Raw genomic sequence first — 23,398 nt, forward strand, 5'->3', positions numbered from 1 at the left:
CCCGCCGCTCACAGCTCCCGGTAGGTGGCGTGGTCGAAGTCGGCGTACCCGCCGTCGTTGCCGATGTCCTGCACCCAGAGCCCGACGAACGCGCCGGTGAAGCCCCATGCCTCCGGCTCGCCGTCGGTCATCCGGGCGGCGTACTCGTCGGACAGGATGGTGGCGTCCAGCTCGACCGGCAGCTCGCGCCAGTGGTCGCCCCGGTGGTAGCCGAACCGCAGCACCGGGCCGCCGAACACCACCCGCAGCCCGAGCCGCGCGATGTCGGTGACGTCGACGCTGACCTGCGGGTGGGACTGTCGGCGGCCGCTGTCGCAGCTGAGCAGCTGCAGCACCTGGCGACCGTCGTCGGCGCGGGTCAGGTAGGCGTAGTGCCAGTTCTCGGTGTTGTAGTAGCCGGTGACCCCGGCGAGCTGGCGGGGGGTGGCCGCGCGGAACTCGACGAGCGTCTCAAAGACGCAGTTCGGTGCGGTCACCCGGCGGGCGACCAGGCTGGGACGTTGCCGTCCGACCGGGGACTGGCCGCCGACGATCCGCAGGTGTGACGGGCGGCTGGTCAGGTCGGTCCAGTCCGGCCCGGCCGGTCGGCGCAGGGTCGACCAGCGCGGGCCGAGGGTCGCGGTGTCGAAGTGGTCGGTGGACGGCTCGGCAGGCCAGGGGTGCGCCGGCAGGTCAGGGGCGGGCACCTGCTCGGCCGGGATCTGGCCGGCGACCCGCGGCCAGCCGTCGGCGGACCAGTAGATCCGCTGGATCGCGGTTTCCCGGCCGAGGACGCACCGCCCGAGTGGGGTGTAGGGCCGACCGACCAGGTGGGCGAGGTACCACTCGCCGCGCTGGGTCTGCACCAGGCTGCCGTGCCCGGCCTTCTGCAGGGTCAGTTCGGGGCGACCGGCCGAGGTGAGCATCGGTCCGGCCGGGTCGGCCTCGTACGGCCCGAGCAGGGCGCGGGACCGGGCGACCGTCACTTGGTGCTCCCAGCTGGTGCCGCCCTCCGCGGTGACCAGGTAGTACCACCCGCCGTGCCGGTAGATGTGCGGGCCTTCGGTGAGCCCGGTCGGCGTACCGGTGAAGATGGTGACCGGGTCGCCGACCAGCCGCCGGGCGTCGCGGTCGTAGCGCTGGATCTCGATGCCGCCGAACCGGTCGCGCCCCGGCCGCCAGTCGGCGGTCATCGCCAGCAGCCAGGTGCTGCCATCGTCGTCGTGGAACAGCGACGCGTCGAAGCCGTGGGCGTGCAGCGGCACCGGGTCGGACCACGGGCCGCCGATCGACGGGGCGGTGATCAGGTAGTTCTGCGGGTCCCAGTAGCCACTGGCGAAGCTGGCAACGTCGCTGTAGACCAGGTGGAACAGTCCGTGTGCGTACGTCAGGTCGGGTGCCCACACCCCGCACGAGTCCCCGGCACCGGTCAGGTCCAGCAGCCGTCGTTCGGTGAGGATCCCGTCGAGCGGGCGCCAGTGCACCAGGTCCCGAGAGTGGTGCAGGGTCACTCCCGGGTACCACTCGAAGGTCGACGTGGCCAGGTAGTAGTTGTCGCCGACGCGCAGCACCGACGGGTCGGGGTAGAACCCGCGCAGCACGGGATTGGTGATAACCCGGGCCGAGGTGGCCACGTCGGTCGTGTCGGTCGGCATCGGTGGTCCTCCGGGCTCGGCTCTCGGAAGCTTCGGCAGGTTTCCGGAAAGTATGCCACCCGTAGAGGCTTCTGTGGTCCGTTGGCGACGGTCGCTGTTTGGAGATCGGGTCTTGACCGGGCGGTAACGCCGTCGTAGCGTGCGCAACGTCACCAGTTCATTGGCGTTACGCAGGTGAAATTTTCGGTGACACTGGTCGATTGCTCGGCATCCAGCGGTGGGTGGGGACCAGGCCCGCTGCTTACCTGAGGGGACGGCACATGGCGACACCGATCCACCTTTCCCGCCGTACGCTGCTGAGCCTCGCCGGCCTCGGAGCCGGCGCGGTCGCGCTCGGCGGGTGCGGCGACTCCGGAAGCGACAGTGCGGGCATCGAGTGGTGGCACATCCAGAACACCGACCCGATGCTGCCCGTCTGGGCGGCGTTCGCCGAGGAGTTCCAGGCGCAGAACGAAGGCGTCGGCATCACCATCACCCCGCTGGAGAACGAGGCGTTCAAGGCCAGGCTGACCACGGTCACCCAGGCCGGCGACCCGCCGGACATCTACCACACCTGGGGCGGTGGCGTGCTTCGGCAGCAGGTCGAGGCCGGGCTGTGCCAGGACATCACCGACGCGGTCGCCCCCTGGCGGGATATCCTGCAGCCGGCCTCGACGCTGCCGTACGAGATCGACGGACGACTTCACGGCGTCCCGTTCGACATCGGCATGGTCGGCTTCTGGTACAACAAGGCACTGTTCGCCGACGCCGGCATCACCGCGCCGCCGCAGACCTGGGCCGAGTACCTCGAGGTCGTCGGCCGGCTCAAGTCCGCCGGGATCACACCGATCGCGCTGGCCGGCGGCGAGAAGTGGCCCGGCCACTACTACTGGGCCTATCTCGCGATGCGCATCGGTGGCATCGAGGCGCTGAGTCAGGCCGCCGAGGACGACGATTTCACCACCCCGGCGTTTATCGGCGCCGGCGAACGGTTGGCCGAACTGGTCGCCCTCGAACCGTTCCAGCAGGGTTTCCTCGGCGCGTCGTACGGGGAACCCGACGGCCAGGCCGCCGCGATGGGCAATGGCGACGTGGCGATGGAGCTGATGGGCCAGTGGGCCCCCGTCGTCCAGGAAGAAGCATCAGGTGTGGAGGGCGGGCTCGGAACCGACCTCGGTTTCTTCCCGTTCCCGGCGGTCGACGGCGGTCAAGGATCGGCGTCCGACGCGTTCGGTGGCGGCGGCGGGTTCACCATCGGCCGCGACGCCTCGCCGGACGCGATCCGGTTCCTGGAGTTCATCAGCCAGGTGGACAAGCAGCGCCGGGCCGCCGCAACCGGCGCGATCCTGCCGGTCACTATCGGTGCCGAGGACGCGATCGAGGACCCCAACCTCGCTGCCGTCGCCGATACCCTGGCCAACGCCAGCAACTTCCAGCTCTACCTGGACCAGGCGTACGCCCCGGCGGTCGGCCAGGAGGTCAACGACCGGGTCGCCGAGCTGATCGCCGGGCAGATGACCCCGGAGCAGGTCGCCGAGGCCGTCACCGTTGTCGCGCAGCGCTGACCGGCGACGATGGACCGCAGCCTGAGACGTCGCCGGATCAGCGACCGGATCACCATCGCCCTGTTCCTGCTGCCGGCGCTGGTGCTGTTCGGCGCGCTGGTCGTCGCCCCGATCCTGGTCGCGGCGTACACCAGCATGTATCGCTGGAACGGGTTCGGCGGCGTACCTACCGACTTCATCGGACTGGACAACTTCGTCCGGCTGCTCGACGACCCGGTTTTCATCGGAGACCTGCGACGCGGAGCCCTGCTGGTGGTGCTGTCGGTCACCGTCCAGTTGCCGCTGGCGTTGGGGCTGGCCCTGCTGCTGAACCAGAAGCTGCGCGGCCGGGCGGTCTACCGGGTACTGTTCTTCGCCCCGTACGTGCTGTCCGAGGTCATCACCGCGGTCCTGTTCACCATGGTCTTCAGCCCGAACCGGGGCCTGGCCAACCACGTGCTGGGCCTGATCGGGCTGGAGAGCCTGAGCTCGACATGGCTGTCCGACCCGTCGACCGTGCTGTACTCGGTGTTCCTGGTGATGACCTGGAAGTACTTCGGCTTCCACATGATCCTGCTGCTCGCCGGCAGACAGAACATCCCCCGGGAACTACACGAGGCGGCAGCGACCGACGGTGCCGGCGGCTGGCAGATCTTCCGGCATGTCACGCTGCCGCTGCTGGCCCCGACCATCCGGATCTCGATGTTCCTGGCCGTGATCGGCAGTATCCAGCTGTTCGACCTGGTTTGGGTGCTCACTGGCGGCGGCCCGCTGAACGCGTCCGAGACCATGGCGGTGACCATGTTCCAGTACGGGTTCCGGCGCTTCGAAGTGGGCTACGCCAGCGCGATCAGCATCGCGATGTTCCTGATCAGCCTGACCTTCGCGGTCCTGTACCAACGCTTCGTCCTGCGCCGCGATCTCGAAGGAGCGATGACCACCATGGGGGACCAGCGATGAGCGCCCCGACTCGGACCCCGCGGACCCGGCCGGAACGGGGAAACCAGGGTGGCAGCCCGACGTCGCGGCCGCCCGGCCCCGCGCGGGTCCTGTCGCTGCACGCCGTCTCGATCATCGTGGGGCTGATCATCGTCGTCCCGATCGCCTTCGCGCTGCTCGGCGGGTTCAAGGACAACCGCCAGCTGTCCACCGACCCGTTCGGTCTGCCGTCGCCGTGGATTCCGGACAACTACCTCGAAATTCTCATCTCCGGATCGTTCTGGCGGCAGTTGTTCAACAGCACGCTGATCGCGCTGGCCACTGCGGTGATCGTGGTCGGGGTGGCGGCGCTGGCGTCGTTCGTCTTCGCCCGGTACGCGTTCCGGGGTCGCGAACTGCTGTTCCTGTTCTTCACGATCGGGCTGATGTTCCCGTTCGCGGTCGCCATCCTGCCGCTGTTCATCCTGCTGCGCACCATGGGTCTGCTGGACCATCCGCTCGGGGTGATCCTGCCGCAGGCCGCGTTCGGCCTGCCAGTGACGATCATCATCCTGCGGTCGTTCTTCCGGGCGATACCGGGTGAACTGGAGGAGTCGGCGATCCTCGACGGCTGTACACCGTTCGGCTTCTTCTGGCGGATCCTGCTGCCGATGGCCCGGCCGGCGATCGCCACCGTGTCGGTGCTCGCCATCGTGACCAGCTGGAACAACTTCATGCTCCCGCTGGTGGTGTTCAACGACCCGAACTGGTGGACCATCCCGGTGGGTGTGCAGCAGTTCCAGGGCCAGTACGCCGACGACAGTGCCAAGGTACTGGCGTACGTCGTGCTGGCGATGGTCCCGGCGCTGGCCTTCTACTCGATCGCCGAACGTCAGCTGATCGGCGGCCTCACCGCTGGTGCCACCAAAGGCTGACCGGGCGACCCGGATGACCGCCGCGCAGGCGGCCCTGGCGCTGCAACGCGAAATCAACGCCAACCGGTACGTGCCGGAATCGCCGGCATCCTGTCCGTACCGCCGCGGTTGGAGTGCCGCTACCAAGTTTGCCGGTCCGGGTCGAGCTGGACAACTCCGTCCCCGGCCTGGAGATCTGTGCGACCTCCCACCCCGACCGCGACCGGCATCTAAGCGCCGACGCTCAACCAGCCGAGGCACTCACCCTCTCCGGCCCGCAGGGCGAGCGTGCCCACCTGTCTTCCGTTTCCGCGATCCGTCGGCGGAACTCACGACCGTTGGCTCCCGGTACAGGTACTCCGTCTCGCGTCAGTCGTCATCGTCTGGCTTGACCGACCCGCGCCACCGGACCGTGAGTGTCCCGCGACGGTCGCTGCCGGAACAGCGTCAACAGTCGATCGGCGTCGAGGTACGTGGTGATACCAGTGACCTGGCCGTCCAGCACGTCGAGCAGGACCAGGGCGAACGGTGCGTGCCCGGTCGAGCCAGGCCGGGTCTGCCAGAACGCCGGGGAGCCGTTCGCGGCGGTCGGCAGCAGCCGTGCACCGGCACAGCCCGACCGGGGGTCGAGCAACGCGGTCCGGATGTGCTCGCGACCCCGCAGCGACCACCGGAACGGCGGCATGGACATCGTGGCGTCCTCGCGCAGCAGGGCGACGAGGGCCGAGACATCATGCTGCTCGAACGCCGTGCAGTAGCGGGTGAGCAGGTCGCGTTGCCGGCTGTCGGACGGTCGCAGCGGTTCCCCCGGGTCGGGGGCGGCGGTGCGCAGCGTCGCCCGCGCCCGTTGCAGCGCGCTGGTCACCGACGCGACGCTGCTGTCCAGCAGCTGCGCGACCTCGTCGGCCCGCCAGCAGAGCACGTCGCGCAGGATCAGCACCGCCCGCTGCCGGGGCGGCAGGTGCTGCAGCGCGGCGACGAACGCCAGCCGCAGCGACTCCCGCTGCAGCACCACGCTCTCCGGGGACGCGTCGACTGGCACGACCAGGTCGTCCGGGACCGGCAGCACCCAGGCCCGCTCCGGTACGGGCGGGCCGAGGCCGCCACCGGCCTGCGCTGCCGGGTCGAGTTCCATGGTCAACGCCCGCCGCTGCGCGCTGCGCAGCATGTCGACGCAGACGTTGGTCGCGATTGAGTAGAGCCAGGTGCGCAGCGAGCCGCGCCGCCCGTCGTACCGGTCGAACGAACGCCAGGCGCGGACCAACGTCTCCTGGACCGCGTCCTCGGCCTCGAAACCGGAGCCGAGCATCCGGTAGCAGAAGCCGGTCAACTCGACGCGGAACGGCTCCAGCCGTTCCGCGTCGCTGGTCGAGGTCGGTGCCACCCGCCCGACGATACGGGCCACCGCCAGGCCGGGCAGATCCGGCGACGACCGATGAGTTCCGCCGGCCCACGCCGTACACCCTCGGAGGGCGCGATTGTCGCGTCGGTCACGGAGGGACGAATCATGGAATACACCGACGAGGTACGGGCAGCGGTCGTCGCGCACCGCCGCGACCTGGTGACGCTGCTCGCCGAACTTGACCCGGGTCAGTGGGACGGGCCGACGCTGTGCGCCGGCTGGCGGGTACGTGAGGTGGTCGCCCACATCACCATGGCCTTCCGTACCTCACCGGGCCGGATGATGCTGGACCTGGTCCGCGCCGGTGGCCGGTTCGACCGGATGGCCGACCGCAGCGCACGACGCGACGCTGCCGCCATGTCGCCCGAGCAGTTGCTGGCCGCGTTGCGGGACAACGTCACCCACCCGTGGACACCGCCCGGCGGCGGCCCGGCCGGGGCGCTCGCCCACGAGGTCATCCACGGTCTGGACATCACCGTGGGACTCGGGCTCGGCCACCGGGTGCCGCTCGACCGGCTGTCCCTGGTGCTGGTCGGGCTGCGGCCCCGCAGCATCGCCTACTTCGGCACCGACCTGACCGGCGTCCAGTTGCAGGCCACCGATCTCGACTGGCGGCACGGCACTGGAACGCCGGTGCGTGGGACGGCGCAGGACCTGCTGCTGGTCTTGTCCGGCCGTCGCCTCCCGCCGGGCCGACTCGTCGGCGACGCCGCCGACCGGTTCACCGGCCGGTCGGCAAACCGGCGCTGACCTGGTCGGCCCCCGGCCTTCGGCGAAGACGCCGGGACGGCGTAGCGCCTGCTTGAAGACGCGGGCGCTGACCGGGATGCCGTCCCGGTCAGGGCGGTCGCTGGCTTCGGCGCCGAGCGCCACCGTCTGCCACGCCAGGTCCGGTGTTGTCGCGGGAGTGCCGGTCGTCGGGGCGGGCGGCGACGAAGGTCCGGCCGGTAACAGCGGACCGGCTCACCGGGCCCGCCCTCGGCGCGCGGGGGGTGCCCGCGTTCAGCATGTCGCTACCCGCCACCAGGGTCGCCGTTCAACGACTCGACCCGTGGTTCGTCGCCCTCGGCGTCGTCGTCGGGTTCCCGCTGTTCACCTCGCTGGCGTTGACCACCCAGCCGTCGGCGCACGCATCTAGCGCCTGGTCTCGGCCCTCGACGAGGTCGGCTGCTGCTGGTCAGGTGGTGCCACAATGCGTCCATGAGCGACGGTATACGCGGGCTGGCGATGGTGCGTGCCGTTCCGTGGTGGACGGTGCTGCGGCTGGTGCTCGTCCTGCTGTGGCTGGTCGCTGCGACGACCGCCTGGTGGACAGCGCCCCGGCAGCACGACTACGACCAGGCGAAGGCGGACGTTGCAGCGGGTCGGGTGGTGGCGTACCAGTGGGGTGACAGCTGGGGCCAGAGTCGACGCGGATGGTTCGACGTCGCCGAGCTGCGGTCGTCCGGTCAGCTCGGCCCGCTGTTCGGCTGGCGTACCGCCGACGGCCGGGTGCGCTGGACCAACACCGCGACCTTCGGTGCGGTGACCGCTGCCGCTGCCGCTGCCGACGGCGGCAGCAGCTACGCCGGCCCGGGTGCCGCCGCCCTGGCCCGCGACCTGCGCGCCGCCGGCCTGGAAGAGCGGGTCGGCGGCGTGCAGACCTCGGTCAGGATCGGTACCCAGATCGGTTTCGTGCTGCTCGTGACCTTCCTGGTGGTGCTGGTCGGTGGGCCGGCTCCGGCGCTGGGCACCCGGTGGTACTGGTTCTGGCTGGTCTTCCTGGCCCCGTTCGGGCTCGGTCTGCTGTGGTGGCTGGGTCTGGAGCGTCCGTGGTCGGGCAGGGCGGCGGCGTTGCCTGGCGTGGTCGGCGTCGACCGGCGTCGGTACCCCGGCGTTCTCGGCTTCGCGTTCGGGCTGCTCGCGGCCCTCGGGATCAGCCTGCTGACCATGGTGCTGCACATTGTGCTCGGCGACTGGTGGGCGCCTCGGCCCGGCGGTTAGCGGCGGAGTGATTTCGCCGGTAGCGGTCAGGGAGTCAGGACGACCGGCGACGGTGCCGGACTCGGCAAGCCGCAGCGCGGCGAGGACCTGGGCCAGGTCGGCCCCGCAGCCGGGTTCGGAGCCGATCCTTGACCTCTAGGCGAGGAGGATGTCAACCAGGACGCTCTCCGGCAACTGTCGCCGAGCCGCTTCCGGTGAGGTTCCTGCGGTAGTGCATGGTGCGCTGTCGTGCGTAGGCAGGTACTGCGCTCGATGCTGGGATGCTGGCCGAGGCGTCGGGCGTCCCGCGCGCCGGAAGCGGCGGTCGCCGCCGGCGTGAGTGACCTCGCGGTACGGACGGGGCAGAAGCGCTGATCGTCGGTGGAAACCGGGATGCTGCATCTATCGCTCTGCCGACATCTGTGCCAGGATTGGATCCAATGCACGCTTGATCGGATGCCTAGCTGGGAGGGGTGCCATGCTGCGGCGCGAGGAGAACGAGCGAATCACCCGCTCCGGGCCGGGCACGCCGCTCGGTCGGCTGATGCGCGCGTACTGGCAGCCGGCGGCGCTGGTGTCGGAGATGGACCCGCAGCGGCCGGTCAAACCGGTCCGGCTGCTCGGCGAGGACCTGGTGCTGTTCAAGCAGGCCGACGGCGGCTGGGCGCTGGTCGGGCGGTTCTGCGCGCACCGGGGCGTCGACCTGGCGTACGGCCGGCACGAGGACGGCGGGCTGCGCTGCCTCTACCACGGTTGGCTGTACGGGCCGGACGGGCGCTGCCTGGAGCAGCCGGCCGAGCCGCCGCACAGCACCTTCGCCAGCAAGGTGCGCATCCCCAGCTACCCATGCGTCGAGCGCAACGGGATCATCTTCGCCTACCTCGGCGAGGGCGACCCGCCGCCGATGCCGCACTACGACTGCTTCCAGGCCCCCGACGAGTACACCTTCGCCTTCAAGGGGCTGTGGGAGTGCAACTGGCTGCAGGGCGTCGAGGGCGGCATCGACCCCAGCCACGTCTCGTTCCTGCACCGGTTCATCGACGAGGATCCGCGCGACGTCTACGGCCAGCAGTTCAGCGAGGAGGTCGCCGGCACCGGGCAGAAGCTGTCCAAGCTGGTCGGCGACGCCTACCGGCCGGACATCGAGGTCGAGCAGGCCGAGCACGGCCTGCGGGTGTACGCGCTGCGCCAGCTCACCGACGAGATCCGGCACGTACGCATCACGAACCTGGTCTTCCCCAACGCGTTCGTGGTGCCGTTCGGCAACGACAAGGTCTTCTGCCAGTGGCACGTGCCGATCGACGACCACCACCACTACTGGTACATGATCTTCTACGACTTCGCCGAGCCGACCGACAAGCAGACCCTGCTCGCCCAGCGGCTCGACGAGGTCTCCCTGCCGGACTATCGGCCGCTGCGCAACCGGGCCAACAACTGGGGCTTCGACCCGGCCGAGCAGCGTGACCTGACCTACACCGGGATGGGCCTGGACATCAACGTCCACGACCAGTGGGCGGTGGAGAGCATGGGCCCGATCCAGGACCGCACCGTGGAGCGACTCGGTGTCTCCGACCGGGCGGTCACCGCCAACCGCCGGCTGCTGCTGCGCGCGATCGACGCGTTCGAGGCCGGTAACCCGGTCCCGGCCCGCCCAGCCGACGAGGCCGCCGCCGCCGAGCTGACCGGCCCGCTCGCCGTCGACACCGTCGCCCCGACCGACAGTTGGGAACAGACCTGGCGTGAGCGCGAGGCACAGCGGCGGGCCGGCTCCCCGTGGGCCAGCGATTCGGCCCGGTCGGCGGTCGGCGGTCCGACGCGGTCGGCGGCCGGCGATGCGTAGCCTCGACGAACGGCCCGTCGCCGACGGTGGGGACGGCCGCCGCGCCGTGCCGATGCTCGCCGCCGACCGGGGCGGCTTCATCGATCGTCACGGACTGTGGACCGACACCCAGTACGCCGCCGCCGGCCAGCTGCGCCGGGTCGTCGACGAACTCGGGATCGAGCTGATCCGGTTCTCCTTCGCCGACCAGCACGGCGTGCTGCGCGGCAAGACGTTGACCCGCGAAGCGGCCGCCACGGCACTGCGGTCCGGGGTGACCGCGCCGTCGTCGCTGCTGCTCAAGGACCCGTCGGGTGCGTCGGTATTCCCGGTCTTCGCCGCCGACACCGGCGTCGGGGTGGACGGGTTCGCCGGTGCCGGGGACATCGTGCTGGTGCCCGACCCGACCACGTTCCGGGTGCTGCCGTGGGCGCACCGGACCGGCTGGGTGCTGTGCGACCTGCGGTTCCCCGACGGTGCCGCGGTGCCGTTCTGCACCCGTGGCCTGCTGCGCACGCAGCTCGACCGGCTGGCCGCCGCCGGGTACGCGATGACCGTCGGCGCCGAGCTGGAGTTCCACGTCTTCGCCGCCGACGGTCCCACCGACGGCGGGCTCGACGACGACCAGGTGGGCCGGCCCGGCGCCCCTGGCCAGGCCAGCGGCACCCGGCCGCTGAGCCGGGGTGCGCAGCTGCTGCACGAGGACGGGCTGGACCGCGCCGACGAGGTGGTCCAACTGCTGCACCACGGGCTCACCCGGCTCGACCTGCCGCTGCGATCCCTGGAGCTGGAGTTCGGGCCGAGCCAGTTCGAGATCACCATGACCGCCGGGGACGCGGCGGTCGCCGCCGACCAGGTGCTGCTGGCCCGCTCGGCGATCCGCCAGCTCTGCCGCCGGCACGGCTACCACGCCACGTTCATGTCCCGCCCGGCTGGTGCCCAGACCGCCTCCACCGGCTGGCACCTGCACCAGTCGCTGCGTGAGCTGGCCACCGGCGCGGCGGCGTTCGACCCGACCACGCCGGGGGAGGCGCTCTCCCCGGTCGCTGGGCACTACCTCGCCGGTCTGCTGGAGCACGCCGGCGCGGCCGCCGCCTTCGCCACCCCGACGGTCAACGGCTACAAGCGCTACCTGCCGTTCTCGCTCGCCCCGGACCGGGTGGCCTGGGGCGTCGACAACAAAGGGGCCATGGTCCGCGCCGTCGGTGCCGGCTCCGACACTGGGGTACGGCTGGAGAACCGGTGCGGCGAGCCAGCCGCCAACCCGTACCTGTATATCGCGTCGCAGCTGGTCAGCGGCCTGGACGGGATCGACCGGCGGCTCGCCCCGCCACCGGCGGTGCGGGATCCGTACGCCGCCGACGCGCCCCGGCTGCCGGACTCGCTCGCCGAGGCGCTGACCGCGCTGGAGGCCGATCCGGCGTTCACCGCCGCGCTCGGCGCCCCGGTGATCTCCTGGTACGCGACGCTCAAGCGCCGCGAGTTCGCCCGCTACCTCGCGCACGTCTCCGACTGGGAGCAGCGCGAGTACTTCGATCTGATCTGAGGGAGTAGCCCGATGACGTCGTCTGTCGCCCCGCTGGCCGACCTGGAGCCGTTTCACGTCGACGGCGAGTGGATCGCCCCGGGCGGGCGCGCGCTGATCGAGGTGCGTGACCCGTCCACCGGTGCGGTGATCAGCCGGGTCGCCCAGGCCACCGCCGACGACGTGGACGCGGCGGTGGCCGCCGCCACTCGGGCGTACGCCGACCGCCGGTGGAGCGGGCTGGCCCCGCTGGAGCGCACCCGGGTGCTGCACCGGCTCGCCGACCTGATCGAGGCGCACCTCGAGGAGTTGGCGGTGCTGGAGACCCGGGACAACGGCAAGCCGATCGAACGTTCCCGGGCCGACACCGGCGCGGCGGCCCGGGCGTTCCGGCACTTCGCCGGGGCGACCAGCCGGCTGACCGGCACCGTGGTGCCGATCGACGGCGGCGGTCACCACGTCTACACGGTGCTGGAGCCGGTCGGCGTGGCGGCGCTGATCCTGCCGTGGAACTTCCCGATCATGACCGGCTGCTTCAAGATCGCCCCGGCGTTGGCCGCCGGCTGCCCGATCGTGGTCAAGCCGGCCGAGCAGACCCCGCTGACCATGTTGCGGGTGGCCGCGCTGGCCGCCGAGGCCGGCGTACCGCCGGGGGTGTTCAACGTGCTCACCGGCGACGGCGAGGTCGGCGCGGCGCTGGTCGCCCATCCTCAGGTGGCGAAGGTGTCCTTCACCGGCTCCACCGAGGTGGGTCGGCTGGTGATGGCCGGGGCGGCACCGACGATGAAGCGGCTCACCCTGGAGTTGGGCGGCAAGAGCCCGAACATCGTCTTCGCCGACGCCGACCTGGACGCCGCGGTGCTGACCGCGATGCGGGCGTCGTTCGGCCACTCCGGGCAGATGTGCACCGCCGGCAGCCGGCTGCTGGTGCAGCGGTCGATTCTGGACGAGATGACCGAGCGGCTGGCGGCGGCGACCCGCCGGGTGCCGCTGGGCAACGGACTGGACGGCGGGGTGACCGTCGGCCCGCTGGTCTCCGAGGAGCAGCGCCAGCAGGTGCTGTCGTACATCGAGACCGGCGTGCGGGAGGGCGCCACGGTCGCGGTCGGCGGCGGGGTGCCGGACCGGCCCGGCTACTTCGTCGAACCGACCCTGTTCACCGGGGTACGCAACGACATGGTGATCGCCCGGGAGGAGATCTTCGGGCCGGTGACCGGGGTGATCGCCTTCGACGACGAGGACGAGGCGGTCGCGATCGGCAATGACACGTCGTACGGGCTGGCCGCCGGGGTGTGGACCCGGGACCTGTCCCGGGCGCACCGGATGGCGGCCGCGCTGCGGGTCGGCACGGTCTGGGTGAACACGTATAACATCTTCGACCCGGCGTTGTCCTTCGGCGGGGTCGGGGACTCCGGTCTGGGCCGGGACCTGGGCGACGAAGCCCTGCATTCGTACTGCGAGCGCAAGGGCGTCGTCGTCGCGCTTTGACCGGCGGTGCCGGTCCGGTCGGTGGCACCTCGCCGGACCGGGCACCGCCCCGATCACCGATGGGATCCATCTTGAAAGACACTGCATCCCAGACTGGACCGGTGGGCGCGGTCGCGGAGCCCGCCGACCCGGCGCCCGCACCGCTCGACCCGGCGGCGCTACGGGCCGTCACTCCCGGCGCGACCCTGGCCCACCACCTCAACGCCGCCGGCGCCGCACTGCCCAGCCTCGCCGTCCTCGACGCGGTCATCGACCACTTGCGGCTGGAGTCGCGGCTCGGCGGCTACGAGGCGGCCGAGGCCGCAGCCGAGCGGACCGCCGACGTCTATCACCTGGCCGGCCGGCTGATCGGCGCGACCGGGGAGGACGTCGCCCTGGTGGAGAGCGCCACCGTCGCGTGGCACCGGGCGATCGACGCGCTGCGTCTCGGCCCCGGTGACCGGATCCTCGCCTCCGCCTCCAGCTACGTCAGCTCCGCACTGCACCTGCTCGAGCTGCGCCGCACCCGGGGCATCAGCGTCGAGGTGCTGCCCACCGACGACTCGGGCGGCGTCGACCTGGACCAGTTGGAGCAGGCACTGCGGCAGCCGGCCGCGCTGGTCACCGTCGCCCACGTACCGACCTCGTCGGCGCTGATCGAACCGGTCGCGCAGATCGGCGCCCGGGTCGCCGCGGTCGGCGTGCCGTTGCTGGTCGACGCCACCCAGTCGGTCGGCCAACTGCCCGTCGACGTCGGCGCGATGCGCGCCGACATCCTGGTCGCCACCGGTCGCAAGTTCCTGCGTGGACCGCGCGGCACCGGGCTGCTCTACCTCGACCCGACGCTGCGCGAGCGCGCCCGGCCATTGACCCCGGACGTGCGTGGTGCCCGGTGGACCGGAGACGAGGAGTACGACCTGCTGCCCGGCGCCCGACGGTACGAGACCTGGGAGGCGTCGCACGCGCTGCGGCTCGGCCTGGGCGCCGCGCTTACCGAGGCGCTCGCCCTCGGCGTCGACGCCATCTCGGCGTACGTCAGCGGCCTGGCCGCCCGGTTGCGGGCCGAGCTGGCCGAGCTGCCCGGGGTGACCGTGGTCGACCCGCCGGCGGCCGGCGGCGGCATCGTCACCTTCGTCCGCGACGGCGAGGAACCGACCACCACGGTACGCACGTTGCGCGCCGCCGGACTGCACCTGGTCGCCGTGCCGGCCAGCCACGGCCAGTGGGACCTGGGCCGGCGCGGCCTGCCGGCGGTGGTCCGCGCCTCGGTGCACGTCTACAACGACGACACCGAAGTGGACGCGCTCCTGGCCCGACTGGCCCGTCCGACGGCCACCGGTGTGCCGACCCTACCGTCCGTGCCGACCCTACCGTCCGTACCGGCTGTTTCGGAGGCTGCGCCTCCGCCGTCGGCTGTGCCCACGGCGACGACGGCCGCGCCGGGCCCGGCTCCCGCGCTGCAGACCGGTGCAGACCGCCGGGCCGAGGTGATCGTCGTCGGTGCCGGCGTCCACGGTCGCAGCGCTGCCTGGGCGCTCGCCGCGCGGGGCGTCCGGGTGATTCAGCTCGACCGGCTGCCGGCCGGGCACACCGAAGGATCGTCACACGGACGGACCCGGATGATCCGCCGCGCCTACCCGTCGCCGGTCTGGGACGACCTGGTGGACCGCGCGTACACCGGTTGGCGCCAGCTGGAGCAGGCCGCTGGTCGCCGGTTGGTGAGCACCGTCGGGGGCCTGTACGCGCGACCGGCCCGGACCAGCAGCACCCTGCGTGGGCCGGATTGTGTCCTGGTCGACGCCAACCAGGCCGCCGGCATCGCGCCGGGGCTGGTGCTCGGCGCCGACATGGTGGCCGTACACGATCCGGCGGCCGGCGTGATCGACGCCGCCGCCGTGATGGACGCGCTGGCCGGGCTCGGCCGGACCGCCGGGGTGCACCGCCGCGACGGCTGCCGGGTAACCGGTTGGCATCCGGACGGTGCCGGGGTCCGGGTGCACACCGACTCCGGTGACTTCCTCGCCGACCGGCTGGTCATCTGCGCCGGACCGTGGACCGCCGACCTGGTGCCGGAGTTCGCCGGCCGGCTGACCACCGTGCGGATCGTCAACATCCACATCGGCTCGTCAACCCCGGCGTTGCTGGCCCCACCGGCGCTCGGCCCGTTCTCGGTCGAGGTCCCCGGCGTCGGTCTGCTCTACGGCATCCCGGCGTACGGTCCGGACGCCGTCAAGGTGGGGTTCGACCACGGGCCGGTTGACGACCTGAGCCGGGCACCCGGGCCGGTGACCGCCGCCGAGCGGGCCGAGCTGCTCTCTGTCGCCCGTCGGTTCCTGCCGGCCGCCGACGGCCCGGTCACCGCCGAGCTGGCCTGCCGTTACACCATGGCACCGGGCAACCGGTTCGCGGTCGGTGCGCTGCCGGCGCATCCGCAGGTGTTGATCGCGGTGGCCTGTTCCGGGCACGGGTTCAAGTTCGGGCCGGCGATCGGCACCGCGCTGGCCGACCTGGCGACCGGGGTGCCCCGGCCGGATCTGGAGTTTCTCGCTCCGGAGGCGATGGGGGTCGCCGGGGTGCCACCCGGGGACTGGGCCGCCGACCGGGTCAACCCCGGAACACCGTCGCCGATCGCCGCTCGTACCAGCGAGCCAACTGCTCACCGGCGCTGATCACATGGGCCTGCATCTCGCGCCGAGCGCGTTCGCCATCCTCCGCGGTGAGCGCGGCGATGATCCGTTCGTGCTCGTGGAAGTTGTCGTCGCGGTGCCGCGGATTGTCCTGCAGCACGAGTGCCGAGACGTTGCGCGGGAACGCCTCGTTGATCTCCTTGATCACCCTGGCCAGCCAGTCGTTGCCGGCCACCTGGTGGATGAGGGTGTGGAACCGGTCGTTGGCGGTGTTGGTGGAGCCGGCCAGGGCCACCCGGGCGCGGGCGACCCCCGGGTCGTCGTCGACCCGTCGCTGCGGGATGCTGCCCCGGGCGGCCTGCTCGGTACGCCGCAGCAGCGAATTGGCCTCCCGCAACTCGTGCAGGACGTCGTCGGTGATCCGGCTGACCGCCCGCTCGCAGGCCAGCGCCTCCAGCTCCGCACGGACCTCGTAGGCTTCCCGGACCTCCCACGGCGCCGGGACCCGGACCACCGCCCCACGGTGCGGCACCACCTCGATCAGCCCGCCGGTCTGCAGCTGCCGCAGCGCCTCCCGGACCGGGGTGCGGCTGACTCCGAGGAGCTTGGCCAGCTCGGCCTGGCGCAGTTGGGCGCCGATCGGGATCTCACCGGACATGATCTTGGCGCGGATCTTGGCCGCGGTGGCGTCGACGAGGGCACTGCTCGTGGTTTCCGTCGAGCTGACTGGCATGCCCGGTGCCCCTGTCTGATCGGTGTGCGGCCCAGCCGGCCGGGTTCCGGCCCGGCTGCCATCGTCTCCACAGTGGTGCGATGTGAGTGTCACGATAGCAAGCCGGCCGGCGACCCTGCGGGTCCCGTACATTTCGCTTTGGATCCTGGTTTTGGATCCAATGATCCTACGGTAGTATCCGAGACTACCTTGGCCAGGGAGTTCTTAGGAAGCACCGGCCCGCCGCAGCCACCACGACGCGACGCAGACCGACCCCAGACGAGCCGGACCGCATCGGAACGACTCCCGCGACGGCGACAGGAGCAATCGTGAGCGCGTGCCACCCCAGCCCGGACGGGCGCAACCACCGTAACCATCCGCTCGACCCACCCAGCCCGGCGGAGATCGCCCGGGCCGTCGCCGTCGCCCGCGCCGACGGTCGGCTCGGCGAGCGAACCCGGTTCTGGGGGGCCACGCTGGACGAGGCGCACGCCCGGGCCGTCCTGGCCGGCGCGGCCGCGGCCGGGGAGGTCCGACTCGGACTGGTGGCCATGGACCATGCCGCCGGCACCGCCTGGGAGATCGACGTCGCGCTGGCCGTCGGGAGCCGGGACGACGGTGCGGCGTCGAACCACGCTGCAGGCGACGGTGCCGCCGACCGCTGCCTGGACTGGCGTCCGCTCGACCCGCGTCGGCCCGGCATCACCTCCGAGGAGGCCCGCGCGGCCGCCCAGGCCTGCCGGCAGAGCCCGAGGTTCCGCGAGGTGCTCGCCAAGCGGGGCATCCACGACGTCTCCCTGGTGGTGGTCGACGCCGAGTCGATGGGCGGCTTCGAGCCGAAGCGGTACGCCGACCGGCGGCTCACCTGGGGCACCGTCTGGCACCGAGTCAACGAGGGCGACAACGGTTACGTGCGCCCGGTGCAGGGCGTGGTGCCGATCATCGACATGGCGACCATGGAGGTCCTGGAGGTCGAGGACCACGGCGTGGTGCCGATCTCGGACGAGGCCGGCCCGCTGGAGGCCGAGGCCTGGCCGGCCCGGCCCGGGCTGCGGCCGTTGGACGTCGTGCAGCCCGACGGTCCGAGTTTCGACGTCGACGGCTGGCAGGTCAGCTGGCAGGGCTGGCAGCTGCGGGTCGGCTTCACCCACCGCGAGGGCCTGGTCCTGTACGACCTGGAGTTCCAGGGCCGGCCGGTGGTCAAGCGGGCCGCCTGCAACGAGATGTACGTGCCGTACCTCGACCCCAACTCCACCCAGTACCGCAAGAACTTCTTCGACTGGGGTGAGTACGGGGCCGGGCCGTTGACCAACTCGCTTGCCCTCGGCTGCGACTGCCTCGGCGTCATCTACTACTTCGACACCGCCTACCTCGGCGGCGACGGCGACCCGGTGACCATCCCGAACGCGATCTGCATGCACGAGGAGGACCACAGCATCCTCTGGAAGCACAACGACCTGCGGCGCGGGGTCAGCCAGGTGCGCCGCTCGCGTCGGTTGGTCATCTCCAACTTCCAGACCGTGGCCAACTACGACTACGGCTTCTACTGGTCGCTCTACCAGGACGGCCGGATCGAGCTGGAGGTCAAGTTGACCGGGATGCTCTCCGCCTCCGGCATCGCTGACGGCGACGAGGTGCGCTACGGCCGGGTCGTCGCGCCGAACGTGCAGACGCCGACCCACCAGCACTACTTCGGGCTACGCCTGGACATGGCGGTGGACGGACCGCGCAATCGGCTGGTCGAGGAGCACGCCGAGGGCGAGACCGACCCGGCACTCGACCCGTACGGCAACGCGGTACGCAACGTGCGTACCCCGCTGCTGCGTGAGTCGCAGGCGGCGCGCCGCACCGATCCGTCGTCGGCCCGCCGCTGGCGGGTGGAGAGCACCACCCGGACCAACCGGTTCGGTGAACCGACGGCCTATCGGCTGCTGCTGCCGAACACCACCCGGTCGTTCGCCCGGCCGGACTCGGTGATGGCCCGCCGCGCACCGTTCATCCACCAGCACCTGTGGGCCACTCCGTACGACCCGCAGGAGCAGTTCCTCGGTGGCCGCTATCCCAACCACGCCGAGCCGGGCGACGACGGTGTGCAGGTCTGGCAGCGCCAGGACCGGTCGATCGACGGTGTGGAGCTGGTGCTGTGGCCGGTGCTCGGCACCCACCATTTCCCGCGTCCCGAGCAGTGGCCGGTGATGCCGGTGGACGCGATCCACATGATCCTTGAACCGGACGGCTTCTTCGACCGCAATCCGGCGATGGACGTTCCGGATCCGGCCACTGCCCGCGGCGCGGGCAGTGCCTGCTGCGCCACCGGAACAGACGGAACAGACGTGGTGCCGGCCGACTGACCCGGCCGGTACGTCGGCCACCGCGCCGGCCATGGGGGAACCTGTCCATTCTCGACATCCCGACACCAGACGTTCACAATCGCGATACGGACCCGAATCGGGTACCGCAGATGATGGTTTTGGATCCAATCCAAATGAAATTTCATCCATCTTCGTCCCATACCCTGCCGAGGAGCGCACTATGTCGGACGATCCCCGCAACCTCCCGCAGAACCTGATAACCCGTCGCGCGATGCTGCGTGGCACCGGACTGCTCGGCCTCGGCTTTGGCGCCAGCAGCCTGCTCGCCGCCTGCGGCGTCGCCTCCGACGGCAGCGAAGACGGCGACGACGGCACCAGCAGCGGCGGCACCCTCACGCTCGGCATCGACGCCACCAGCGCCGTCCACGACCCGGCCTTCTACACGTCACTGGGCGACTGGATGGCGGTCGACTGCATCTGCCGTGGGCTGACCTTCATCTCCTTCGAGACCAACGAGCCGCAGGCCGACCTCGCCGAGAGCTGGGAGATCTCCGACGACGGGCTGACCTACACCTTCACCCTCCGCCAGGGCGTCACCTTCCACGACGGCACCACCTTCACCTCGGCGGACGTGCTGGCCAGCCTCGGTCGGCAGTTCAACGAGGACGACCCGACCCTGCCCGAGGGGTCGTCCCGGCCGCTGCGCAGCCTCGGTGCCAACGTCGCCTCGCTGGACGCCCCCGACGAGTACACCGTGGTGATGGTGCTCAACAGCCCCGACGCCACCGTGCTCAACCGGCTCTCCGACATCGGCGGCCGGATCATCTCCTCCGCCGCACTCGCCGAGTACGGCGCCGACATCGGCAAGAACCTGGTCGGCACCGGCCCGTTCCAGTTCTCCTCGGCCACCGCCGGGCAGCAGGTGGTGCTGACCGCGTTCGAGGACTACCGCACCGGCCGGCCCAAGGTCGACCGGCTGGTGATGCAACAGGTCCAGGACCCCTCGACCATCGTCAGCTCGCTGCTCAGCGGCGACCTGTCCGCCACCCAGTTCACTCCGTACTCGGCGGTCGAGCAGCTGAAGGCCGACGACGCGGTGACCTTCCACGAGACGCCGTACAGCTTCGACGCGCTGATGATGATCGACGCCCGGCGGATCCCGGAGCTGGAGGTGCGTCAGGCGATCAACCTGGCGATCGACCGCGAGGCGATCATCGCCCAGGCGTTCTTCGGAATCGGCGCGCCACCCGACGGCTACACGATCCCACCGTCGCAGGACGGCTACGACCCGAGCCTGGCCGACCTGAGCCGGTTCGATCCGGACGAGGCCCGGCGGCTGATCGAGTCGGCCGGCGCCACCGGCCGGCAGGTGGCGTTGATGGCGGCCAGCGACTCCTGGCACCCGCGAACGGCGCAGATCGTCGCGCAGAACCTCACCGACATCGGGTTGACCGTCGTGAGCGACTCGGTCGACCCGGCGACCTACTTCAGCCGGCTGCTCGACCCGGACGACGAGTTCCACGAGCTGATGATCTGGGAGCGCAACTCCTACATCCCGGACCCGGACAACATGATCGGGGCGATGGGCCTGCCATCCGGGGTGTACGGCGACTTCACCTCCGGATTCAACACGCTCCCCGGATCCGAGGCGTTCGCTGACGACCTGGCCGCCGCGAGGAACCTGCCCAACGGTCCCGAGCGCACCGCCGCGTACACCGACATCCAGCGCCGGTTCGCCGAGCAGTACATGGTGCTGTCGATGCTCTGCTACTCGGCGAACCCGGTGGTGACCGGGGCGAACGTCGAGGGCGCCAACGTCGCCGCGCTCGGTAACCACCGCTGCTTCATGGAGAACGCCAGTGTCTGATCCGATCCGCACGGCCCGTCCGGGGGACCGGTGACGGTCGCCGGGGTGCGGCCGGTCGAGCGATGGAGAGCCGCCTACGCGCGGCGCTCCATCGCCCGGTCCTGGCTGGCCACCGTCTCCTGGCTGGTGGTCGTCGGTTTCGTGCTGATGGCGACCATCGGGCCGCTGGTGATCGGCGCCGACCCGGAGCGGCAGTCCAACGTCACCCTCGCCGGGTTCGGCACCGCCGGGCACCCGCTCGGCACCGACGATCTCGGCCGTGACTTCCTGGCCCGGCTGGTATACGGCGCCCAACCACTGCTGCTGGTCGCGTTCCTCGCCACCGTCCTCGCCGCGCTCATCGGCACCACCGTCGGCATGCTCGCCGGCTATGTCGGCGGCTGGGGTGAGCAGATCCTGATGCGGGTCACCGACGTCGGGCTGGCCTTCCCATCGATGCTATTGATCATCCTGGTGGTGGCGGCCAGCGGACCCGGCGTACGCAGTCTGGTGGTCGGGGTCGGTGTCGCGCTGTCACCCGGCCTGGCCCGGCTGGCCCGGGCGTTGACCGCCCGGGAGGCCGCCCGCGACTACGTGCTCGCCGCCCGGCTCGGCGGCACCCGGTCGCCCCGGATCATGATCCAGGAGATCCTGCCGAACATCGCCGGCCCGCTGCTCGCCCAGGTCGTGATGACCCTGTCGGTGGCCGCCGGCTTCGCCGCCGGCCTGTCCTACCTGGGCCTGGGCATCCAGCCGCCCACCCCGGACTGGGGCTACATGGTGCAGGCCGGCCAGGAGTTCATTTACTCGGCACCCCGGATGGCGGTGCTGCCCGCAGCGTTGACGCTGATCTTCGTGGTCGCCAGTAACTTCGTCGGCGACGACCTGCGCGACGCGCTGGACCCGAGGAGCCGCCGATGATCCGGCTGCTGCGCGGCAGGTCGCTGCCGATGCTCACGGTGCGCCGGCTGGCCAGCGTGCCGGTGGTGCTGTTCGTCCTGGCCTCCCTGGTGTTCCTGGCCATCCGCCAGCTGCCCGGCTCGCCGTCGTCCACCCTCGCGGCCAGCGGCACCCAGGGCCTCAGCGCCGAGCAGATCTCGGCCAACGAAGCCCGGATCAACGAAGCATTCGGCCTGGACAAGCCGATCTGGGAGCAGTACCTGCGCTACCTCGGCGATCTGTTCGGGCTGGATCTCGGGCGTTCCTTCTACGGCGGCAACAGCGTGCTGGGCCTGCTGGGTGGTGCACTGCCGGCGACGATCGAGTTGACCGTCGCGGCGATGCTGATCGCCATCCTCATCGGGGTCGTCACCGGGGTGATCGCCGCGCTGCGCAAGGACACCTGGGTGGATACCGCCACCCGGTCCATCGCCACGGTCAGTTTCTCGCTGCCCTGGTTCGCCCTCGGCGTACTGAGCATCGTGATCTTCGGCGTGTGGCTGCGCTGGATGCCGGTGATCGGTCGGCTGCCCAGCCAGCTCGACTACCAGCCCACCACCAACTTCGTGCTCCTCGACGCGATCCTGCAGGACCGGCCCGAACTGGTCGTGCCGTGGCTGCAGTACCTGATCCTGCCGGCCACCACCCTCGCGTTGGCGATGGCCGGCTTCATCACCCGGATCGTGCGGGCCTCGGTGCTGGAGGTGCTCAGCGACGACTTCGTGCGAACCGCCCGGATGAAAGGGCTGCGGGAGCGGACCATCCTGCGCCGGCACGTGCTGCGCAACGCCGGCCTGCCCATCGTGACCGTGCTCGGTCTGCAGTTCGGTTCGCTGCTCGGCGGCTCGGTGATCACCGAGACCGTCTTCTCGTACCCGGGCGTCGGCAACCTGCTGGTCAGCTCGGTGCTGCAACGCGACTACCCGGTGGTGCAGGGCGCCGCGCTGGCGATCGCGCTGCTCTTCGTGCTGGTCAACGCCGCAGTCGATCTGTTCTACCTGGTCCTGGACCCGCGCCTACGGAGAGGATGAGTCCATCATGGATATCGTGCTGGTGCACGGTGCTGGCGGCACCCCGAGCACCTGGGCCCACGTGGCACCGTTGCTGCGCGCCACCGGACACCGGGTTCACTTGGTGACCAATCCGATGAACTCGCTCGTCGAGGACGTCGCCAACACCACCGCCGTGCTTGCCGACTGCACCGCACCGGTGTTGCTGGTGGGTCACTCCTACGGCGGGGCGGTGATCACCAACGTCGGCCGGGACGAGCGGATCGCCGGGCTCGTCTACGTCTGTGCGTTCGCCCCCGACAATGGCGAGTCGATCCAGGACATCATCGGCCGCTACCCGCCCGCCGAGGTCAGTCGGCACATGCGACGCGGTCCGAACGGCGAATGGGCCTCGGAGCACAGTCCCGAGTACTGGGCGGAGATCGGCTGGGACGTGCCGGAAGCCGAACGGGACAACTTCGACGCCGACTCGCGCCCCAGCGCCGACGCCATCTTCGCGCAGCCCACCGGGGTGCCCGCCTGGCGCGACAAGCCGACCTGGTACCTGGTCGCCGCCGAGGACCGGACGCTGCGGCCGGACACCCAGCGGGACATGGCCGCCCGCGCCGGCGCTGCCGTCTCCGAGGTCGGCGGCAGCCACTTCACTCCCCGCGTGCGGCCCCACGCTGTCGCCGACCTGGTTGAGCAGGCCGTCGCCAGTATCACCGGAGCGCCCCGGTGACCTCCACCCCGACCGGCCCGGCCCCGACCGGCCCGGCCCCGACCGGCCCGGCCCCGACCGGCCCGGC

General features: G+C 71.1%; 17 protein-coding genes. 14 read left to right on the plus strand and 3 right to left on the minus strand.

Annotation, left to right across the window (positions count from 1 at the left end; all coding sequences use genetic code 11):
* Window positions 1-8 precede the first annotated feature (8 nt).
* A complete protein-coding gene (locus ACFHWU_RS23555; RefSeq protein WP_416552504.1) occupies window positions 9-1,634 on the minus strand; it encodes a glycoside hydrolase family 43 protein in 1,626 nt (541 codons plus the stop codon).
* A 260-nt stretch (window positions 1,635-1,894) separates the two neighbouring features.
* Between ACFHWU_RS23555 and ACFHWU_RS23560 the strand changes: the two genes are divergently transcribed.
* The 3 genes from ACFHWU_RS23560 to ACFHWU_RS23570 are packed head-to-tail and all read left to right on the plus strand — an operon-like array spanning window position 1,895 to window position 5,010.
* On the plus strand, window positions 1,895-3,178 hold the full coding sequence (locus ACFHWU_RS23560) for an extracellular solute-binding protein (RefSeq protein ID WP_416552506.1): 1,284 nt from the start codon (window positions 1,895-1,897) through the stop codon (window positions 3,176-3,178).
* Window positions 3,179-3,187: 9 nt separating this feature from the next.
* Window positions 3,188-4,117: a carbohydrate ABC transporter permease gene (locus ACFHWU_RS23565; RefSeq protein WP_416552508.1), complete on the plus strand. Its 930-nt coding sequence runs from the start codon at window positions 3,188-3,190 to the stop codon at window positions 4,115-4,117.
* Complete coding sequence (locus ACFHWU_RS23570; RefSeq protein WP_416552510.1) at window positions 4,114-5,010, plus strand: carbohydrate ABC transporter permease; 897 nt, start codon at window positions 4,114-4,116, stop codon at window positions 5,008-5,010. The genes ACFHWU_RS23565 and ACFHWU_RS23570 overlap by 4 nt, the downstream gene beginning before the upstream one ends.
* A 355-nt stretch (window positions 5,011-5,365) precedes the next feature.
* On the opposite strand, the gene ACFHWU_RS23575 is transcribed toward ACFHWU_RS23570, so the two are convergent.
* Window positions 5,366-6,373: a sigma-70 family RNA polymerase sigma factor gene (locus ACFHWU_RS23575; protein WP_416552512.1), complete on the minus strand. Its 1,008-nt coding sequence runs from the start codon at window positions 6,371-6,373 to the stop codon at window positions 5,366-5,368.
* 123 nt (window positions 6,374-6,496) lie between these two features.
* Between ACFHWU_RS23575 and ACFHWU_RS23580 the strand changes: the two genes are divergently transcribed.
* The 6 genes from ACFHWU_RS23580 (at window position 6,497) to ACFHWU_RS23605 (ending at window position 15,833) form a co-directional block, all read left to right on the plus strand.
* Window positions 6,497-7,141 (plus strand): maleylpyruvate isomerase family mycothiol-dependent enzyme, encoded by a 645-nt coding sequence (locus ACFHWU_RS23580; protein ID WP_416552514.1) that lies wholly within the window; start codon window positions 6,497-6,499, stop codon window positions 7,139-7,141.
* 450 nt (window positions 7,142-7,591) lie between these two features.
* On the plus strand, window positions 7,592-8,374 hold the full coding sequence (locus ACFHWU_RS23585; protein ID WP_416552516.1) for a hypothetical protein: 783 nt from the start codon (window positions 7,592-7,594) through the stop codon (window positions 8,372-8,374).
* A gap of 457 nt (window positions 8,375-8,831) precedes the next feature.
* The gene (locus tag ACFHWU_RS23590) at window positions 8,832-10,193 is read left to right on the plus strand and encodes a Rieske 2Fe-2S domain-containing protein (protein ID WP_416552518.1); all 1,362 of its coding nucleotides are present in this window, start codon (window positions 8,832-8,834) and stop codon (window positions 10,191-10,193) included.
* Entirely contained in the window at window positions 10,186-11,718 is a 1,533-nt protein-coding gene (locus tag ACFHWU_RS23595) for a glutamine synthetase family protein (RefSeq protein ID WP_416591597.1), read from the plus strand. The genes ACFHWU_RS23590 and ACFHWU_RS23595 overlap by 8 nt, the downstream gene beginning before the upstream one ends.
* 12 nt (window positions 11,719-11,730) lie before the next feature.
* Window positions 11,731-13,185, plus strand: coding sequence for an aldehyde dehydrogenase family protein (locus tag ACFHWU_RS23600; RefSeq protein ID WP_416552522.1), 1,455 nt, complete (start codon window positions 11,731-11,733; stop codon window positions 13,183-13,185).
* A gap of 101 nt (window positions 13,186-13,286) precedes the next feature.
* Window positions 13,287-15,833: an aminotransferase class V-fold PLP-dependent enzyme gene (locus ACFHWU_RS23605; RefSeq protein WP_416591598.1), complete on the plus strand. Its 2,547-nt coding sequence runs from the start codon at window positions 13,287-13,289 to the stop codon at window positions 15,831-15,833.
* Here ACFHWU_RS23605 and ACFHWU_RS23610 read toward each other — a convergent pair.
* Entirely contained in the window at window positions 15,769-16,524 is a 756-nt protein-coding gene (locus tag ACFHWU_RS23610; RefSeq protein WP_416552526.1) for a GntR family transcriptional regulator, read from the minus strand. The genes ACFHWU_RS23605 and ACFHWU_RS23610 overlap by 65 nt on opposite strands.
* 308 nt (window positions 16,525-16,832) lie before the next feature.
* Between ACFHWU_RS23610 and ACFHWU_RS23615 the strand changes: the two genes are divergently transcribed.
* The 5 genes from ACFHWU_RS23615 (at window position 16,833) to ACFHWU_RS23635 (ending at window position 23,331) form a co-directional block, all read left to right on the plus strand.
* Entirely contained in the window at window positions 16,833-18,854 is a 2,022-nt protein-coding gene (locus ACFHWU_RS23615; protein WP_416567880.1) for a primary-amine oxidase, read from the plus strand.
* Window positions 18,855-19,035: 181 nt separating this feature from the next.
* The gene (locus ACFHWU_RS23620) at window positions 19,036-20,682 is read left to right on the plus strand and encodes an ABC transporter substrate-binding protein (RefSeq protein WP_416591599.1); all 1,647 of its coding nucleotides are present in this window, start codon (window positions 19,036-19,038) and stop codon (window positions 20,680-20,682) included.
* Window positions 20,683-20,727: 45 nt separating this feature from the next.
* Window positions 20,728-21,582 (plus strand): ABC transporter permease, encoded by an 855-nt coding sequence (locus tag ACFHWU_RS23625; RefSeq protein WP_416591600.1) that lies wholly within the window; start codon window positions 20,728-20,730, stop codon window positions 21,580-21,582.
* Entirely contained in the window at window positions 21,579-22,631 is a 1,053-nt protein-coding gene (locus tag ACFHWU_RS23630; RefSeq protein ID WP_416591601.1) for an ABC transporter permease, read from the plus strand. The genes ACFHWU_RS23625 and ACFHWU_RS23630 overlap by 4 nt, the downstream gene beginning before the upstream one ends.
* 7 nt (window positions 22,632-22,638) lie before the next feature.
* Window positions 22,639-23,331, plus strand: coding sequence for an alpha/beta fold hydrolase (locus ACFHWU_RS23635; protein WP_416591602.1), 693 nt, complete (start codon window positions 22,639-22,641; stop codon window positions 23,329-23,331).
* The last annotated feature ends 67 nt before the right edge of the window (window positions 23,332-23,398 follow it).

The sequence above is a fragment of the Micromonospora sp. LOL_015 genome (assembly GCF_048060275.1).
In the GTDB taxonomy this organism is placed as follows: Bacteria; Actinomycetota; Actinomycetes; order Mycobacteriales; family Micromonosporaceae; genus Micromonospora_E.

Coding starts and splice junctions, on each gene's coding strand:
- ACFHWU_RS23630 (WP_416591601.1), top strand. CDS start 21,579: ATGATCCGGCTGCTGCGCGGCAGGTCGCTGCCGATGCTCACGGTGCGC.
- ACFHWU_RS23585 (WP_416552516.1), top strand. CDS start 7,592: ATGAGCGACGGTATACGCGGGCTGGCGATGGTGCGTGCCGTTCCGTGG.
- ACFHWU_RS23610 (WP_416552526.1), bottom strand. CDS start 16,524: ATGCCAGTCAGCTCGACGGAAACCACGAGCAGTGCCCTCGTCGACGCC.
- ACFHWU_RS23555 (WP_416552504.1), bottom strand. CDS start 1,634: ATGCCGACCGACACGACCGACGTGGCCACCTCGGCCCGGGTTATCACC.
- ACFHWU_RS23580 (WP_416552514.1), top strand. CDS start 6,497: ATGGAATACACCGACGAGGTACGGGCAGCGGTCGTCGCGCACCGCCGC.
- ACFHWU_RS23595 (WP_416591597.1), top strand. CDS start 10,186: ATGCGTAGCCTCGACGAACGGCCCGTCGCCGACGGTGGGGACGGCCGC.
- ACFHWU_RS23590 (WP_416552518.1), top strand. CDS start 8,832: ATGCTGCGGCGCGAGGAGAACGAGCGAATCACCCGCTCCGGGCCGGGC.
- ACFHWU_RS23565 (WP_416552508.1), top strand. CDS start 3,188: ATGGACCGCAGCCTGAGACGTCGCCGGATCAGCGACCGGATCACCATC.
- ACFHWU_RS23560 (WP_416552506.1), top strand. CDS start 1,895: ATGGCGACACCGATCCACCTTTCCCGCCGTACGCTGCTGAGCCTCGCC.
- ACFHWU_RS23600 (WP_416552522.1), top strand. CDS start 11,731: ATGACGTCGTCTGTCGCCCCGCTGGCCGACCTGGAGCCGTTTCACGTC.
- ACFHWU_RS23570 (WP_416552510.1), top strand. CDS start 4,114: ATGAGCGCCCCGACTCGGACCCCGCGGACCCGGCCGGAACGGGGAAAC.
- ACFHWU_RS23620 (WP_416591599.1), top strand. CDS start 19,036: ATGTCGGACGATCCCCGCAACCTCCCGCAGAACCTGATAACCCGTCGC.
- ACFHWU_RS23635 (WP_416591602.1), top strand. CDS start 22,639: ATGGATATCGTGCTGGTGCACGGTGCTGGCGGCACCCCGAGCACCTGG.